9 protein-coding genes are annotated in these 14,068 nt (G+C 66.6%); 5 read left to right on the top strand and 4 right to left on the bottom strand.

Annotation, left to right across the window (positions count from 1 at the left end; genetic code table 11):
- Positions 1-90 precede the first annotated feature (90 nt).
- Complete coding sequence (locus tag WMC41_RS20510) at positions 91-288, bottom strand: DUF1674 domain-containing protein (RefSeq protein WP_244770739.1); 198 nt, start codon at positions 286-288, stop codon at positions 91-93.
- A 210-nt stretch (positions 289-498) separates the two neighbouring features.
- Between WMC41_RS20510 and htpX the strand changes: the two genes are divergently transcribed.
- From htpX to purH, 4 genes are all read left to right on the top strand, one after another.
- A complete protein-coding gene (gene htpX, locus WMC41_RS20505) occupies positions 499-1,464 on the top strand; it encodes a zinc metalloprotease HtpX (protein WP_288082297.1) in 966 nt (321 codons plus the stop codon).
- Positions 1,455-2,867: an RsmB/NOP family class I SAM-dependent RNA methyltransferase gene (locus tag WMC41_RS20500; protein WP_432346036.1), complete on the top strand. Its 1,413-nt coding sequence runs from the start codon at positions 1,455-1,457 to the stop codon at positions 2,865-2,867. Before htpX ends, WMC41_RS20500 begins: the two co-directional genes overlap by 10 nt.
- Before the next feature lie 116 nt (positions 2,868-2,983).
- Complete coding sequence (locus tag WMC41_RS20495; RefSeq protein ID WP_432346034.1) at positions 2,984-4,666, top strand: heparinase II/III family protein; 1,683 nt, start codon at positions 2,984-2,986, stop codon at positions 4,664-4,666.
- Between the two features lie 100 nt (positions 4,667-4,766).
- The gene (gene purH, locus WMC41_RS20490; protein WP_432346032.1) at positions 4,767-6,377 is read left to right on the top strand and encodes a bifunctional phosphoribosylaminoimidazolecarboxamide formyltransferase/IMP cyclohydrolase; all 1,611 of its coding nucleotides are present in this window, start codon (positions 4,767-4,769) and stop codon (positions 6,375-6,377) included.
- A 170-nt stretch (positions 6,378-6,547) separates the two neighbouring features.
- Here the strand turns inward: purH and WMC41_RS20485 are convergent, their stop codons facing one another.
- The 3 genes from WMC41_RS20485 to WMC41_RS20475 all read right to left on the bottom strand — a co-directional run bounded on the left by WMC41_RS20485 (position 6,548) and on the right by WMC41_RS20475 (position 13,214).
- Positions 6,548-7,873 (bottom strand): MFS transporter, encoded by a 1,326-nt coding sequence (locus WMC41_RS20485; protein ID WP_432348384.1) that lies wholly within the window; start codon positions 7,871-7,873, stop codon positions 6,548-6,550.
- Positions 7,874-8,127: 254 nt separating this feature from the next.
- Positions 8,128-12,909, bottom strand: a complete 4,782-nt coding sequence (locus tag WMC41_RS20480; RefSeq protein ID WP_432346030.1) for an NAD-glutamate dehydrogenase — start codon at positions 12,907-12,909, stop codon at positions 8,128-8,130.
- The gene (locus WMC41_RS20475) at positions 12,888-13,214 is read right to left on the bottom strand and encodes a hypothetical protein (RefSeq protein WP_288082302.1); all 327 of its coding nucleotides are present in this window, start codon (positions 13,212-13,214) and stop codon (positions 12,888-12,890) included. Before WMC41_RS20475 ends, WMC41_RS20480 begins: the two co-directional genes overlap by 22 nt.
- On the opposite strand from WMC41_RS20475, the gene pdxY reads away from it, so the two are divergent.
- Positions 13,186-14,061 carry a pyridoxal kinase PdxY gene (gene pdxY, locus WMC41_RS20470; protein ID WP_272807122.1) on the top strand — a complete coding sequence of 292 codons (876 nt, stop codon included), beginning with the start codon at positions 13,186-13,188 and terminating at the stop codon, positions 14,059-14,061. The two genes, WMC41_RS20475 and pdxY, sit on opposite strands and share 29 nt — an antisense overlap.
- Positions 14,062-14,068 lie beyond the last annotated feature (7 nt).

Below are 14,068 nucleotides of genomic sequence, written 5' to 3'. Positions count from 1 at the left end.
CGGCACCCGTGGCCGTGGATGATCGGGTCAAGCCTGACCATGACGATGGAGAGGGAGGCGATGTGTCACGGCCGCTCGCCGAATTTCCTCTCAGAAATCGATCGCCCGGCCCTTGATCTCCCAGTCCCCGAAGCGTGCCGGGTCGGCGCCGCCGCGTCCGCCGATCTCCGGCGCGGGCTCGGCCTGCGGGGCGGCCTTGCGCCGCTCCTCGGCTTCCTGGAGGGCGCGCAGGGCGGCGGGCGGCAGCACTTTCCGGCCGTCGGCATGATTGTCGTTGTCGCTTTGCATGAAATTGGGCATCCTTCCCGGATATTGAAGAATTCCTGTTCGCTTCCCATCATATAAGACATGTCGCGCAAAAGTGTGCAGCGGTTTTGCGATAACGACATGCAAAAGCTAGGTATGAAGGCGCTGTGGAAAGCGCTGATTCACGTGAAACATTCCCTTGACAACAGGGAGTGGCAACCCGGCAAGAGACCAGACAGGAGCCGAAAACGCATGAACATCGTTCGAACAGCCATGCTTCTTGCCGCCATGACGGCGCTTTTCATGGGCGTGGGCCTGCTCATCGGCGGCAAGGGCGGCATGATGATCGCGCTTCTCGTCGCGATCGCCATGAACTTCTTCTCCTACTGGAATTCCGACCGCATGGTGCTGTCCATGTACGGCGCCAAGGAGGTCGACGAGCGCTCGGCACCGGAATATTACGGCATCGTGCGCGATCTCGCCAAACGTGCCGGCCTGCCCATGCCGCGCGTCTATGTCATCAACAGCGACCAGCCGAATGCCTTTGCCACCGGCCGCAACCCGCAGAACGCCGCCGTCGCCGCCTCGACGGGCCTGCTTCAGGCCCTGAGCTATGAAGAGGTGGCGGGCGTGATGGCGCATGAACTCGCCCATATCCAGAACCGCGACACGCTGACCATGACGCTGACGGCGACGATCGCCGGTGCGATCTCGATGCTTGCCAACTTCGCCATGTTCTTCGGCGGCAGCGGCAATCGGGAAAACAACAATCCGCTCGGTTTCATCGGCGTGCTCATCGCCATGATCGTCGCGCCTTTCGCCGCCATGCTGGTGCAGATGGCGATCAGCCGGACGCGCGAATATTCCGCCGACAAGCGCGGGGCGGAGATCTGCGGCAACCCGCTCTGGCTCGCCTCCGCCTTGAAGAAGATCGCCATCGCCGCCGGCCGCATTCCCAACGAGGCCGCCGAGCACAATCCGGCGACCGCCCATATGTTCATCATCAATCCGCTGTCGGGCGAGCGCATGGACAACCTGTTCTCCACCCACCCGAACACGGAGAACCGCATAGCGGCGCTCGAGGAAATGGCCCGCGGCATGCAGACACGCTCGACGGAGCCGGTGCGGGCTGATAATCCGGTGCGCAAATCGCGCTCCGTCCCGTCGACCGGCTGGGGACGCGGTGGTTCCGAACCGCCCAAAGGTCCTTGGTCTTGAACGACGACAAACACAAAAACAGAACGCATTCGAAACGCTATCGCCCCGGCAAGGGGCCGCTTCCGGGGCCTGCTGCGAACCATCCGGAAAAGCCGGGCCTTCGAGCCCGGCAGGCCGCGGCCAAGATCCTGGCGGCGGTTGTCGATCGCAAGACGCCGCTCGACGGCATGCTCGACCTCGAAAACGGCAACCCGGCCTACCGCCAGCTGAACGATGCCGACCGCGCGCTCGTCCGGGCCATCCTCAACACGGCGTTGCGCCACCTCCCCCGTATCGAGGCCATCCTGGATATGCTCGTCGGCACGCCGCTGCCGGACGGCGCCCGCGCGCTGCATCATGTGCTGACGGTCGCGGCGGCGCAGATCCTCTATCTCGACGTGCCCGATCATTCCGCCGTCGACCTTGCGGTCGAGCAGGCGCAGATCGACCCGCGCAACCGCCGCTTCGCCAGCCTCACCAATGCGGTGCTGCGCCGCCTGTCGCGCGAAAAGGCCTCGCACCTGACGGCGACGCAGGCGGTTTCCGTCATTCCGGCCTGGTTCCACGAGCGGCTCTCCGCCGTCTATGGCCGTGACCATGCCGCGCGCATTGCCGATGCGCTGCTCGAACCCTCCACTGTCGACCTCACCGTAAAATCGGACCCGGAAGGCTGGGCCGCGCGGCTCGGCGGCCTGGTGCTGCCGACCGGTTCGGTGCGCCTGCCGGTCGCGTCCGGCGCCATTCCGGCGCTCGAAGGCTTCGAGGCCGGGGAGTGGTGGGTGCAGGATGCCGCGGCGAGCCTGCCGGCAAAACTGTTTTCGGACCTTGCCGGCAAGCGGGTCGCCGATCTCTGCGCCGCGCCCGGCGGCAAGACCGCGCAGCTTGCCGCCGCCGGCGCGAGGGTCACCGCCCTCGACCAGTCCGGCAACCGTCTGAAGCGGCTCATCGGCAATCTCGACCGGCTGCGTCTTTCGGCCGAGACGGTCGAGGCGAACATGGCGGAATACCGTCCGGGCGAGTTGTTCGATGCCGTGCTGCTCGATGCGCCCTGCTCCTCGACGGGCACGATCCGCCGCCATCCCGATGTCTTGTGGACCAAGGGGCCGGAGGATATCGGCAAGCTGGCCGGCCTGCAGGAGCGCCTGCTGCGCCACGCGCTGACGCTCGTGCGTCCCGGCGGGGAGCTGGTCTTCTCCAACTGCTCGCTCGATCCGAGCGAGGGGGAGGACATGGTCGCCCGGGTTCTCGCCGACAATCCGGACTGGCGCATTGCGCCGGTCGATCCCGCCGACTGGCCGGGTCTGGAAGCGGCGATCTCCCCGCGCGGCGAATTCCGCACCACGCCTGCCATGCTGCCCGCGACACTCGGCCATGCCGGCGGCGTGGACGGGTTTTATGCCGTTCGGCTCGTCCGTGCCGGCTGAGCTGCACAGGCTCCTCCGAAAGACATATGCCGTCGTCAACAGCCCATCGACCGCCGGTCAATTGACGCCGCTTGCCTTCTCGGCCTAGCTATAGGCCAAGGAGGCGTTCGTTAACCATGCAGCTTTCCGACAGGCAGCGGCTTCTCTATCTGTATATGCGTGAGGGTTGGCGCCGGTTTTCGCGGAGGCTCGCCCTCGGGCGAATCAGCGCGATGCGCTTTTCCGGCGGCACGCCGGACCGGCTGGTCGTCGCGCCGACGGACCTTCACCCCGCTGATTCGTTTGCCGGCGAAGAAATCGTCGCCGGGCGTTTCCCGCTGGCCGGCCGCGTTCTCGAATGCGACGGCGAATCACCCTTCGCACTGGAGCTTCCCTCGGAGGAGTTCGCCGTGCGCCTGCATTCCTTCGGCTGGCTGCGCCATATGCGGCTGGTCGATCCGGAAAAGGCCGCCCATACGGCTCGCTTCATCGTGGACGACTGGCTGCAGAGCCATGGGCGGGTCATCGGCGGGCTTGCCTGGCGGCCCGATGTCGTCGCGCAACGCATCATCGCCTGGCTGTCCCATTCGCCGGTGGTCCTGAAGGATGCCGACTATCCCTTCTATCGCCGCTTCCTGAAGAGCCTCGCCTTCCAGGTCCGCTATCTGCGCCATGTCGCCGACACGACGCGCGACGGCGAGCCGCGGCTGCGGGTGCGCATCGCGCTTGCCATGGCCTCCATCGCCATGCCGGCCTCCGCCTCGCGCATGCGCAGGGCCGCCCGCCATCTCGACGAGGAGCTCGACCGGCAGATCCTGCCCGATGGCGGCCATTCCTCGCGCAATCCGCGGGCCGCGCTCGACGTGCTGCTCGACCTGCTTCCGCTGCGCCAGACCTATGTCAATCTCGGCCATGACGTGCCCGCGCAGCTCATCCCCTCCATCGACCGCATCTTCCCGGCGCTGCGCTTCTTCCGCCACCAGGGCGGCGAGCTCGCGCTGTTCAACGGCGCGACCTATACGCTGGCGAACGAGCTGATGTCGGTGCTGCGCTACGACGAGACCGGCGGCGCGCCCTTCAAGGCGCTGCCGCAGAGCCGGTACGACCGCCTGGCCGTCAAGGAAACGGTCGTGCTGATGGATACGGGCGCGCCCAAGTCGGTCGATCTTTCGGCGACGGCCGCCGCCGGTGCGCTTTCCATCGAGATGTCCTCGGGCAGGAACCGCTTCATCGTCAATTCCGGACGACCGCGCTTTGCCGGCGAGGCGCTCAGGCAGATGGCGCGCACCACCGCGGCCCATTCCGTCGCCACGCTCAACGATACCTCCTCCTCGCGCATCTCCACGTCCCGTTTCCTCGGGCCGATCGTCGTCGGCGGCGTCAGCAAGGTGGACGTGTCGCGTGCCGAGCGCCAGTCTGGCGCCGACAGCGTGACGGCGACCCATGACGGTTATCTCAAGCGCTTCGGCCTTCTCTACGAACGGGACATCCTCGTGGCGGCGACGGGCAGCGAGATCCGCGGCCGGGAGCGTTTCTACAAGCCCGCCGACCCCGACGGCGCGATCGAGAAGGGCACGGCCGTGGTGCGCTTCCACATTCATCCGACGATCCAGCTCTACCGGGTATCGGCCAACGAGATGCGGCTGATCGCGCCGGACGGCGAGGCCTGGGCGCTGACCTGCATCGACGTTGCCGTGGAAGAGGAGGAGGATGTCTTCTTCGCCGATCCCTCCGGCGTCCGGGCGTCGCGCCAGCTCACGCTGACCATGCCGCTTGCCAAGGTGGCGGAAGTCCAGTGGTCGCTGATGCGGCAGCGTTGAGAATTCCCGGCTTTTGGCGGTTTTCTCGGGGCCGGGCCTGTGATAACGGGGCGCATGACCATCCGGCCCCCTCTTCCGGGCCGTCAGAACGGAGCGTCCCATGGCCGTCATTTCCAAGAAAATCCCCGCCCCAGACCGGGTCGCCCTGCGCACGGCGCTGCTGTCCGTCTCCGACAAGGCCGGTGTCGTCGATCTCGCCCGCGCCCTTGCCGAAAAGGGCGTGCGGCTGTTGTCGACCGGCGGCACGCACAAGGCGCTCAGCGATGCCGGGCTCGACGTCACCGACGTTTCCGAGGTCACGGGCTTTCCGGAAATCATGGATGGCCGCGTCAAGACGCTGCATCCCACCGTGCATGGCGGCCTGCTGGCGATCCGCGACGATGCGGAGCATGTCGAGGCGATGAAGGCGCATGGCATCGGCGCGATCGACCTTGCCGTCATCAACCTCTATCCCTTCGAGGAGGTACGCGCCAAGGGCGGCGACTATCCGACGACGGTCGAGAACATCGACATCGGCGGGCCGGCGATGATCCGCGCCTCGGCCAAGAACCACGCCTATGTGACTATCGTCACGGATCCCGCCGATTATCCCGCGCTGCTGGAGGAACTTGCGGACGGTTCGACTTCCTACGCCTTCCGCCAGCGCATGGCGGCGAAGGCCTATGCCCGCACGGCAGCCTATGACGCGGCGATCTCCAACTGGTTCGCCGATGCGCTCGATATACCCATGCCGCGCCACCGCGTGCTCGGCGGCGTCCTGAAGGAGGAGATGCGCTACGGCGAGAACCCGCACCAGAAGGCGGGCTTCTACGTGACCGGCGAAAACCGCCCGGGCGTCGCGACCGCCACGCTGCTGCAGGGCAAGCAGCTTTCCTACAACAATATCAACGACACCGACGCCGCCTTCGAGCTCGTTGCCGAGTTCCTGCCGGAAAACGGCCCGGCCTGCGCGATCATCAAGCATGCCAATCCCTGCGGCGTGGCTACCGGCAGGACGCTGAAGGAGGCCTATGCGCGGGCGCTCGCCTGCGATCCGGTCTCGGCCTTCGGCGGCATCATCGCGCTCAACACGGTGCTGGACGGCGAGACGGCGGAAGAGATCGTCAAGCTCTTCACCGAGGTCATCATCGCGCCGGACGCGGACGAGAAGGCCCGCGCCGTCATCGCCGGCAAGCCGAACCTGCGCCTGCTGGTGACGGGCGCCCTGCCCGATCCGCGCGTGCCGGGCCTTTCCGCCAAGACGGTGTCGGGCGGCCTCCTGGTACAGAGCCGCGACAACGGCATGGTCGAGGACCTCGAACTGAAGGTCGTGACCAAGCGTGCGCCGACGGCGCAGGAGCTGGAAGACATGAAGTTCGCCTTCAAGGTCGCCAAGCACGTCAAGTCGAATGCCGTGGTCTATGCCAAGGACGGCCAGACGGCCGGCATCGGCGCCGGCCAGATGAGCCGCGTCGATTCCGCCCGCATCGCCGGCCTGAAGGCCGAGGAAGCGGCCAAGGCCATGGGCCTTGCCGAGCCGCTGACGCGTGGCTCGGCCGTCGCGTCGGAAGCTTTCCTGCCCTTCGCCGACGGCCTGCTCTCGGCGATTGCCGCAGGCGCCACGGCGGTTATCCAGCCGGGCGGCTCGATGCGCGATGCGGAGGTGATCGCCGCGGCCGACGAGGCCGGCGTCGCCATGGTCTTCACCGGCATGCGCCATTTCCGTCACTGAGCCGGATTCTTAGCAGACCTCTGCTTTCCTCCGTCATGGTCGAGGCTTGCCCCGACCGTCCATGGCCGCAGGTGGCGTGTGGATCCTCGGGTTAAACCCGAGGATGACGACAGTGGGTGGGGCGATGTCTGTCATCCCCCTGACGCCCCGCTTTCCGGGCGTCTTGCGTCTCAGGCCTCGACCTTTGCCGCGGGATAGGGCGTGCGCAGCAGGAGCAGGAAGCCGGCGAGGAGAAAGGCGATGAGTGCCATCATGCCGAGGCGGGCGGAGCCCGTCGCGGTGGTGACGAGCGCGACGGAGAGCGGCGCGAGGAAGGACGTGGCCCGGCCGGACAGGGCATAGAGGCCGAAATAGCGGCCCGCTTCGTCGGGATGGATGCTTCTTGCAAGATAGGACCGCGCGGAGGCCTGGACAGGGCCGAAGGCGACGCCGATCATGAGGCCGTAGACGATATAGGCCTTTTCCGCCGCCGTGCCGAACAGGCCGCCGGAATCGGCGGTCGGCAGCGGCACGAGGCCGAACAGCGTGAAGCCCGGGCCGGTGGAGACGATGCCGATGGTGGCGAGGATCAGGCAGACAAGGCTCATCACGACGACGGCCTTCGAGCCGAGGCGCCTGTCCATGCGGCTGGCATAGAGGCAGCCGCCGATCGCCACAACGTTGAGGATGATGCCGTAGATGCCGAGTTCGAAGGTCTGCCAGGCGAACATGCCGGCGGCGAAGGTTCCGCCAAGCGCCAGCAGTCCGTTGACCCCGTCCTGGTAGATCATCCGGGCAATGAGGAAGCGCAGGATGCCCGGCTTCCTGCGCAATTCCCCGAGGGCGACGGAGAGGTCGGCAAAGCCGGCGCGCACCGCGGCCGCAATGGGCAGCCCCCGGCTCTGGTCCGGCGTGAAGAAGAACATCGGCAGGATGAAGACGAGATACCAGAGCGCCGAGATCGGCCCGGTGATGCGGGCGTCCTCGCCGGCGGCGGCGTCGAGACCGAAGAGCGGGCTGATGCCGATCGCCGTCCGTCCGGTCTCCGGGTTTGCGGCCAGCAGCGCGACGACCGCGATCAGCACGATCATGCCGCCGAGATAACCGAGGCCCCAGGCGATGTTGGAGATGCGGCCGACATCCGCCGGGCTGACGAGGCGCGGCATCATCGAATCGTTGAAGACGATGGAGAATTCCGCCGCCACGGTGGCGAGCACGATCATCGCCATGGCGAAGACGAGGCTGCTGCCGGGCGCCGCATACCAGAGGGCGAGGAGCGACAGGATCTTGATGGCGGCGAAGGCGGCGATCCAGGGTTTTCGCGCGCCGGAAGCATCGGCGATGGAGCCCATGACGGGCGCGAGCAGCGCGATGGCGACGCCGGCGATGGTGAGCGTGTAGCTCCAGGCCGCCTGCCCGGCCGCGTGGTCCTCGGTGAGGCGCGAGACGAGGTAGGGGCCGAAGATGAAGGTGGTGATGACCGTGAAGAAGGGCTGTGCCGCCCAGTCGAATAGCATCCAGCCCGTTATGCCGAGGCGGCTCGTCCGCCCTGCTGCCGCTTCCGCCACGCCCGCCCTCGTTTCTCGAATCGCTGCGGCGGGTTCTCACGCCGGTTCCGGCGAGAGGCTAGCATTTGCCGGCGGCGGGATTCAACGGGTGTGGTTAGGACCCCCTCTGCGTTGCCGGGCAAAGGGGGTAGTCGCGATTGGAATTATGCAACCGTGGGATAGCCGCAGCCGCGTGAGGCGGCTGCGGTGAGGCAAGGCTTGCCTTACCGTGCCCGCTCCTGTGCGAGGTCGCTCAGGATGCCGGCGGCGACGCTGACCTTGGCGAGCGTGGCCTCGCCGGCTTCCGTCAGCGCCGAGAGGTTGGCGGTGACGCGGGCGAGACGCTCGCGGCCGCCCTGCTGCCAGGCGGAAAGCGGTGCCTTGTCGCCCTTGTGGCGCGTCAGCACCACGGTGGCGAGGTCGCGGCGGGCATTGGCGATGTCGGTGAGACTGCGCTGCAGGGCGAGCGCCTCGTAGAGATCGCCGGTCGGGATGCGGCTGGCCGCCGAAAGCAGCCGGCCGATATTGAGCGTCGCACTGATGCCGGCAAAGGTCTGCGCCGTCTTGCCGAGCGTATCGCCCGTCGCCCCGGCGATCAGCATGACCTCCGGCACGAAGGTCAGCATGGAGAGGGTGGCGATCTCCTCCGCAAGCTCTGCCGGCACGCCCTCGTCCTCATAGGCATGGGCCTTGCGGCGGGCCTCGTCGCCGGCCTGTTCGGAGATGAGGGTGGAAAGATGCGGACGCAGCTGCTTCAGCGCCTGCCTGAGCTTGTGCACGGCCTCGCTCATCGGGCCCGAAACGGCCCCGGTGGTCAGGAGCAGGCTGGTGACGGAGGCGTAGATGCGGCCGATCTCCTCGTAGAGCTCGTTCTGCACCGAACCGGATACCACATTGTCCAGCGCGTCCACGCCGGCGTAGAGCGCGGCGAGGCCGTAGCCGTCACGGGCGATGACGGCGGCCTTCACGGCGTCCGCCGGGCCGAAGCCGGTGCCGTCCGTCAGCGTGTTGACGAAGGCCGGGCCGCCGCGGTTGATCACCTCGTTGGCGAGGATCGTCGCGATGATCTCGCGGCGCAGGCGGTGCGAACGGATGTCGTCCGCATAGGCCTTCTGCATCTTGGCCGGGAAGTAGCCGGTCAGCGCCGGTTCGAAATAGGGTTCGTCCGGCAGACCGGTATGGATGAGCTCGTCGAACAGCACCAGCTTGGCATAGGAGAGCAGCACGCCGATCTCCGGCCGCGTCAGCGGCTTGCCGGCCTGGTAGCGCTCGGCCATGGTGCGGTCGTCGGGCAGCGTCTCGACCTTGCGGTTGAGCTGGCCAGCGGCCTCCAGGCGATCCATCAGGCGGGTCAGCGGCGCGCGGTTGGCCGCGCCCTGCCGTTCCGTCAGCGAGATTGCCAGGGACTGCAGGTAGTTGTTGCGCAGCACGAGATGGCCCACCTCATCCGTCATCGAGGCGAGCAGCACGTTGCGCTTGGCGCGCGTCAGCCGCTCGTCGCGCATGGCCGAAGCGAGCGCGATCTTGATGTTGACCTCGACGTCGGACGAATTCACGCCGGCCGAGTTGTCGATGGCGTCGGAATTGCAGCGTCCGCCCTTGAGGCCGAAGGCGATGCGGCCGCGCTGGGTGACGCCGAGGTTCGCGCCCTCGCCGATCACCTTGGCGCGCACGTCGTCGGCGACGATGCGGATCGGGTCGTTGGCGCGGTCGCCGACCTCCGCATCCGTCTCGTTCTGGCCGCGGATATAGGTCCCGATGCCGCCGAACCACAGGAGATCGACCGGCGCCTTCAGGATCGCCGTCATGATCTCGAAGGGCGTCGCCTTGGCCTTGTCGATGCCGATGACGACCATGGCTTCCGGCGTCAGCGTCACGGATTTTTCCGTGCGCGGGATGATCATCGCACCCTTGGAGAGCACGGAGCGGTCATAGTCCTGCCAGCTGGAGCGCGGCAGGTTGAACATGCGCCGCCGCTCGGCGAAGGACGTGTCGGTGTCCGGGTTGGGATCGATGAAGATGTCGCGGTGGTCGAAGGCCGCGACGAGCCGGATCTTGCGCGACAACAGCATGCCGTTGCCGAAGACGTCGCCCGACATGTCGCCGACGCCGGCGACGGTGAACGGCGTCTTCTGGATGTCGATGTTCATCTCGCGGAAATGGCGCTTGACGGTTTCCCAGGCGCCGCGGGCGGTAATCCCCATTTTCTTGTGGTCGTAGCCGGCCGAGCCGCCGGAGGCAAAGGCGTCGTCGAGCCAGAAGCCGGCTTCCTGCGCCAGGCCGTTCGCCGTGTCGGAGAAGGTCGCGGTGCCCTTGTCGGCGGCGACGACGAAATAGGGGTCGTCCCCGTCGAGCCGCACCGTATCGGCCGGCGGCACGACGTCCAGGCCGACGATGTTGTCGGTGACGGAGAGCAGCGTGCGGATATAGGTCTTGTAGGCCTCGGTGCCGGCCTTGAAGACGGCGTCGCGGCTGCCGCCGGCGGGAAGCTGCTTCGGATAGAAGCCGCCCTTGGCGCCGACCGGCACGATGACCGAGTTCTTGACCTGTTGGGCCTTCACGAGGCCGAGCACTTCCGTGCGGTAGTCCTGCGCGCGGTCGGACCAGCGCAGGCCGCCGCGGGCGACCTTGCCGAAGCGCAGGTGCACGCCCTCGACCTCGGCGCCGTAGACGAAGATCTCGCGGAAGGGGCGCGGTTCCGGCAGGCCGTCGAGGGCCTTCGGGTCGAGCTTGATGGCCAGCGTTTTGCGCGGCTTTCCGTCCGCGTCGCGCTGGAAATAGTTGGTGCGCAACGTGGCCTGGATGGCGTTGACGTAGCGGCGCAGGATGCGGTCCTCGTCGAGGCTTGGCACGTTCGCCAGCGCGTCCTCGATCGCCGCCGCCACATCCGCGGATTTCTTCTCGCGCTGGCGCTCGGAAAGCTTCGGGTCGAGTCGGGTCTCGAACAGGCGGAAGAGATCGGCGGCGATCGTCGGGTACTTGTTGAGCGTATCGGCGATATAGCCCTGCGAATAGGCGATGCCGGTCTGGCGCAGGTAGCGCGAATAGGTGCGCAGCGCCATGATCTCGCGGGCGGAAAGGCCGCCGGTGAGGATGAGGCGGTTCAGGGCGTCGTCGTCCACCTCGCCGTGCCAGGCCGCGAGGAACGCTTCCTCCAGCATCGGGCTCAGCTTGGCGAGGTTGATCTCGATGCCGTCGCGATGCCGCAGCTCCATGTCATGCAGGATGACGCGGCGCTCGCCGCCGTCGAGGCTGGCGAGCGTCAGGTCGTGCGTCTGCTCGCTGATGACGTTGAAGCCGAGGTTTTCCAGCAGAGGCACGCGCCGCGACAGCGAAACGGGCTCGCCGGCATGGAAGATCTTCAATTCGACGGTGGCAAGATCCGTGTGCCAGGCCTTGCGGTAGAAGGCGATGCTGATCGGGTTTTCGGGCGTCGCCGTGGTGATCAGGGCGAGGTCCGCATGGGCTTCGGCGGGCGTGAAATCCTCCTGGTAGCCGCGGTCGGTGACGAGCCGCACGCCGTCCGCATTGGAGAGCGCTTCGAAGCGGTCGGTCCAGCGGGTGGCGATCTCGCGCACCGCCTGCTCTAGCTTTTGCTGCGGAAGGCGTGGCGTCTTGCCGCCGGAGCGGCCGATGATGAAGTGCACGCGGGCAAGGCCGCCTTCCGGGAACGCCGGATAATAGGCCGAGACGCGGCCATCGTAAGCCGACTTCAGATAGTTGCCGATCTTTTCGCGCACGTCGGAATCGTACTGTTCGCGCGGCACGTAGACGATGACCGAGACGAAGCGGTCGAAGCGGTCGATACGCGGCAGCACGCGGATGCGCGGCCGGTCGGAAAGTTCGTTGATCTGCTCGCAGAAGGTGGCGAGCAGGCCGGTGTCGATCTGGAAGAGGTCGTCGCGCGGATAGGATTCCAGCGTGTTGATCAGCATCTTGCCGGAATGGCTCTTCGGGTCGTAGCCGAAATGCTCGATGACCGCGGCCACCTTGGAGCGCAGCAGCGGGATCTGGCCGGCGGCGTGGGTGTAGGCCGTCGAGGTGAAGAGGCCGACGATGCGCAATTCCCCGATCACCTTGCCCTTCTCGTTGAAGCGCTTGAGGCCGACATAGTCCATATAGGCCCGGCGATGCACGAGCGACTTCACATTGGCCTTGGTGACGATCAGGAAATCCGGACCTTCGAGGAATTCGAGGATCTCCGGCGTCGTCGTCACAGCGTCCTTGCCGAGACGCAGCACGCGCACGTCCGGATCGGACAGGATGCCGAGGCCTTCGCCGCCCCGTTCGACGGTGGCCGCCTCACCCTTGCCGGAATAGCTGTATTCGCGCATGCCGAGGAAGGTGAAGTTGTTGCCGCGCAGCCAGTCGAGGAAGGCGAGCGCCTCTTCCTTACCCGGCTTTTCCTTGGCGTAGCGCTCCATGTCGGCCATGGTGCTATCGAGCTTTTCCAGCATGGAAGGCCAGTCGTCGACGGCGAGGTGGACCTGGTCGAGCACGGTTCCGATCCGCTCGGCGAGCGCGGCGGCTTCGTTCGGCGCCCGCTCGGAAAGGTGGATCTCGATATGGCTGACCCGCTGGGCCGGATCGCTGTCTTCGTCCGGCGAGAAAAGCTTCGGCGTCTCGCCGGGTGCCACGACGAGGATCGGGTGGATCGCCAGATGGATGTCGCGATGGGTGCTCGTCACCTCGCCCATCACCGAATCGTAAAGGAACGGCTGGTTGCGGTCCGTGACGGAGAGCACGGAGACGGGCTCGCCCTGCGGGCGCACATCCGCAAGCGTGGTGACCGTGACGCGCGGCCCGGTGCCGTCCCAGGCCTCGATTTCGGCCATGGCATGGGCGGCGGCAACGGCCAGCATCTCGCCGGTATAGTGCTCGATATCGTCCTTGCTGGCCCGCCCGAAGAGGATGTCCGGGTTCAGCGTCTTCGCGCCGAGGGCTGCGGCTGCGGCCTTTGCGGCCTCGATGTGTTTTTCTCGTTTCACGTTGGTCCTGGCACCCATGGAATTCTCCCTCGAATCCGATGGCCGGACGTTAGCAGAAGAAAAAATACGCGCGACGGAATTTGTGCATTTGCGAGAAAATTCAATCGATTTTGTCCGAGATAGGTCAGTTTTGCTGTCGTTTTGTCGCGAAATTCATGTTTTTTCGTCGAAAAGCAGCCCAAAATCGGCTGCGGCGGCATTTTTCCGCTTTTCGGCCGGTGGCCGGAAAAGGGGCGGGCGTTGACAGGAAATGACCCCCTTGTCATCACTTCGCCGGAACCAGGGGAGCCGGTTATGAACGAGAGCGACAAGGGCGCGGTCATCGTGATTTCGAGCCATGTGGTGCGCGGCACGGTGGGCAACCGCGCCGCCGTCTTCGCGCTCGAAACGCTCGGCCATCCGGTCTGGGCGCTGCCGACGGTTATCCTGCCCTGGCATCCCGGTCGCGGGCGCTCGACCCGCGTGGCGATCTCGGCGGACGATTTCGACGCGATGATCTCCGATCTCATCCGCGCGCCTTGGCGGGGCGAGGTCAAGGCGGTGCTTTCCGGCTATCTCGGCAGCGCGGCGCAGGCGCATTCGGTGGCACGGCTCGTCACGGCCCTGCGGGCGGAAAATCCCGACCTGCTTTATATGTGCGATCCGGTCTGCGGCGACGATCGCGGCCTCTACGTGCCGGAGGAGACGGCGGCGGCGATCCGCGACGCGTTGATCCCGCTTGCTTCCATCGCCACGCCCAACCGGTTCGAGCTTGCCTGGCTTGCCGGCGCGCCGCTCGAGACCAATGCGGCGATCATGGAGGCGGCGCTGTCGCTCGGGCCTTCCCGCATGCTCGTCACCTCCTCGCTGGCGCTGATGACGGGAAGCACCGGCAATCTCTATCTCTCCGGACGCCATGCGCTGCTGGCGGAACACCGGCTCGTGCCGAACCCGCCGAACGGCACCGGGGACCTATTGGCTGCCATCTTCCTGTCGCGGCTGATGGAGGGCCTGCCGGAGGAACGTGCCTTGATGATGGCCACCGCCAGCGTCTTCGAGATCGTCGCGCGCACCGCCAAGCGCGGCGCCGACGAATTGACGCTGGAACAGGACGCGTCCAGCATCTCCACACCCATGGCCATGGTGCACATGCGCCGTCTCGTGCATCCGGCGCAGCCGCGGCGTTCTTGACGATCCG

The organism is Shinella yambaruensis (assembly GCF_050859155.1).
GTDB lineage: Bacteria > Pseudomonadota > Alphaproteobacteria > Rhizobiales > Rhizobiaceae > Shinella > Shinella yambaruensis.
Note: the sequence above shows the minus strand (reverse complement) of the source record. Positions and strands in the feature narration are given on the sequence as shown.

Bases quoted from the DNA above. Each gene is read 5' to 3' on its own strand.
- WMC41_RS20510 (WP_244770739.1), bottom strand. From the start codon at position 288: ATGCAAAGCGACAACGACAATCATGCCGACGGCCGGAAAGTGCTGCCG.
- htpX (WP_288082297.1), top strand. From the start codon at position 499: ATGAACATCGTTCGAACAGCCATGCTTCTTGCCGCCATGACGGCGCTT.
- WMC41_RS20495 (WP_432346034.1), top strand. From the start codon at position 2,984: ATGCAGCTTTCCGACAGGCAGCGGCTTCTCTATCTGTATATGCGTGAG.
- purH (WP_432346032.1), top strand. From the start codon at position 4,767: ATGGCCGTCATTTCCAAGAAAATCCCCGCCCCAGACCGGGTCGCCCTG.
- WMC41_RS20485 (WP_432348384.1), bottom strand. From the start codon at position 7,873: ATGCTATTCGACTGGGCGGCACAGCCCTTCTTCACGGTCATCACCACC.
- WMC41_RS20480 (WP_432346030.1), bottom strand. From the start codon at position 12,909: ATGGGTGCCAGGACCAACGTGAAACGAGAAAAACACATCGAGGCCGCA.
- pdxY (WP_272807122.1), top strand. From the start codon at position 13,186: ATGAACGAGAGCGACAAGGGCGCGGTCATCGTGATTTCGAGCCATGTG.
- WMC41_RS20475 (WP_288082302.1), bottom strand. From the start codon at position 13,214: ATGACCGCGCCCTTGTCGCTCTCGTTCATAACCGGCTCCCCTGGTTCC.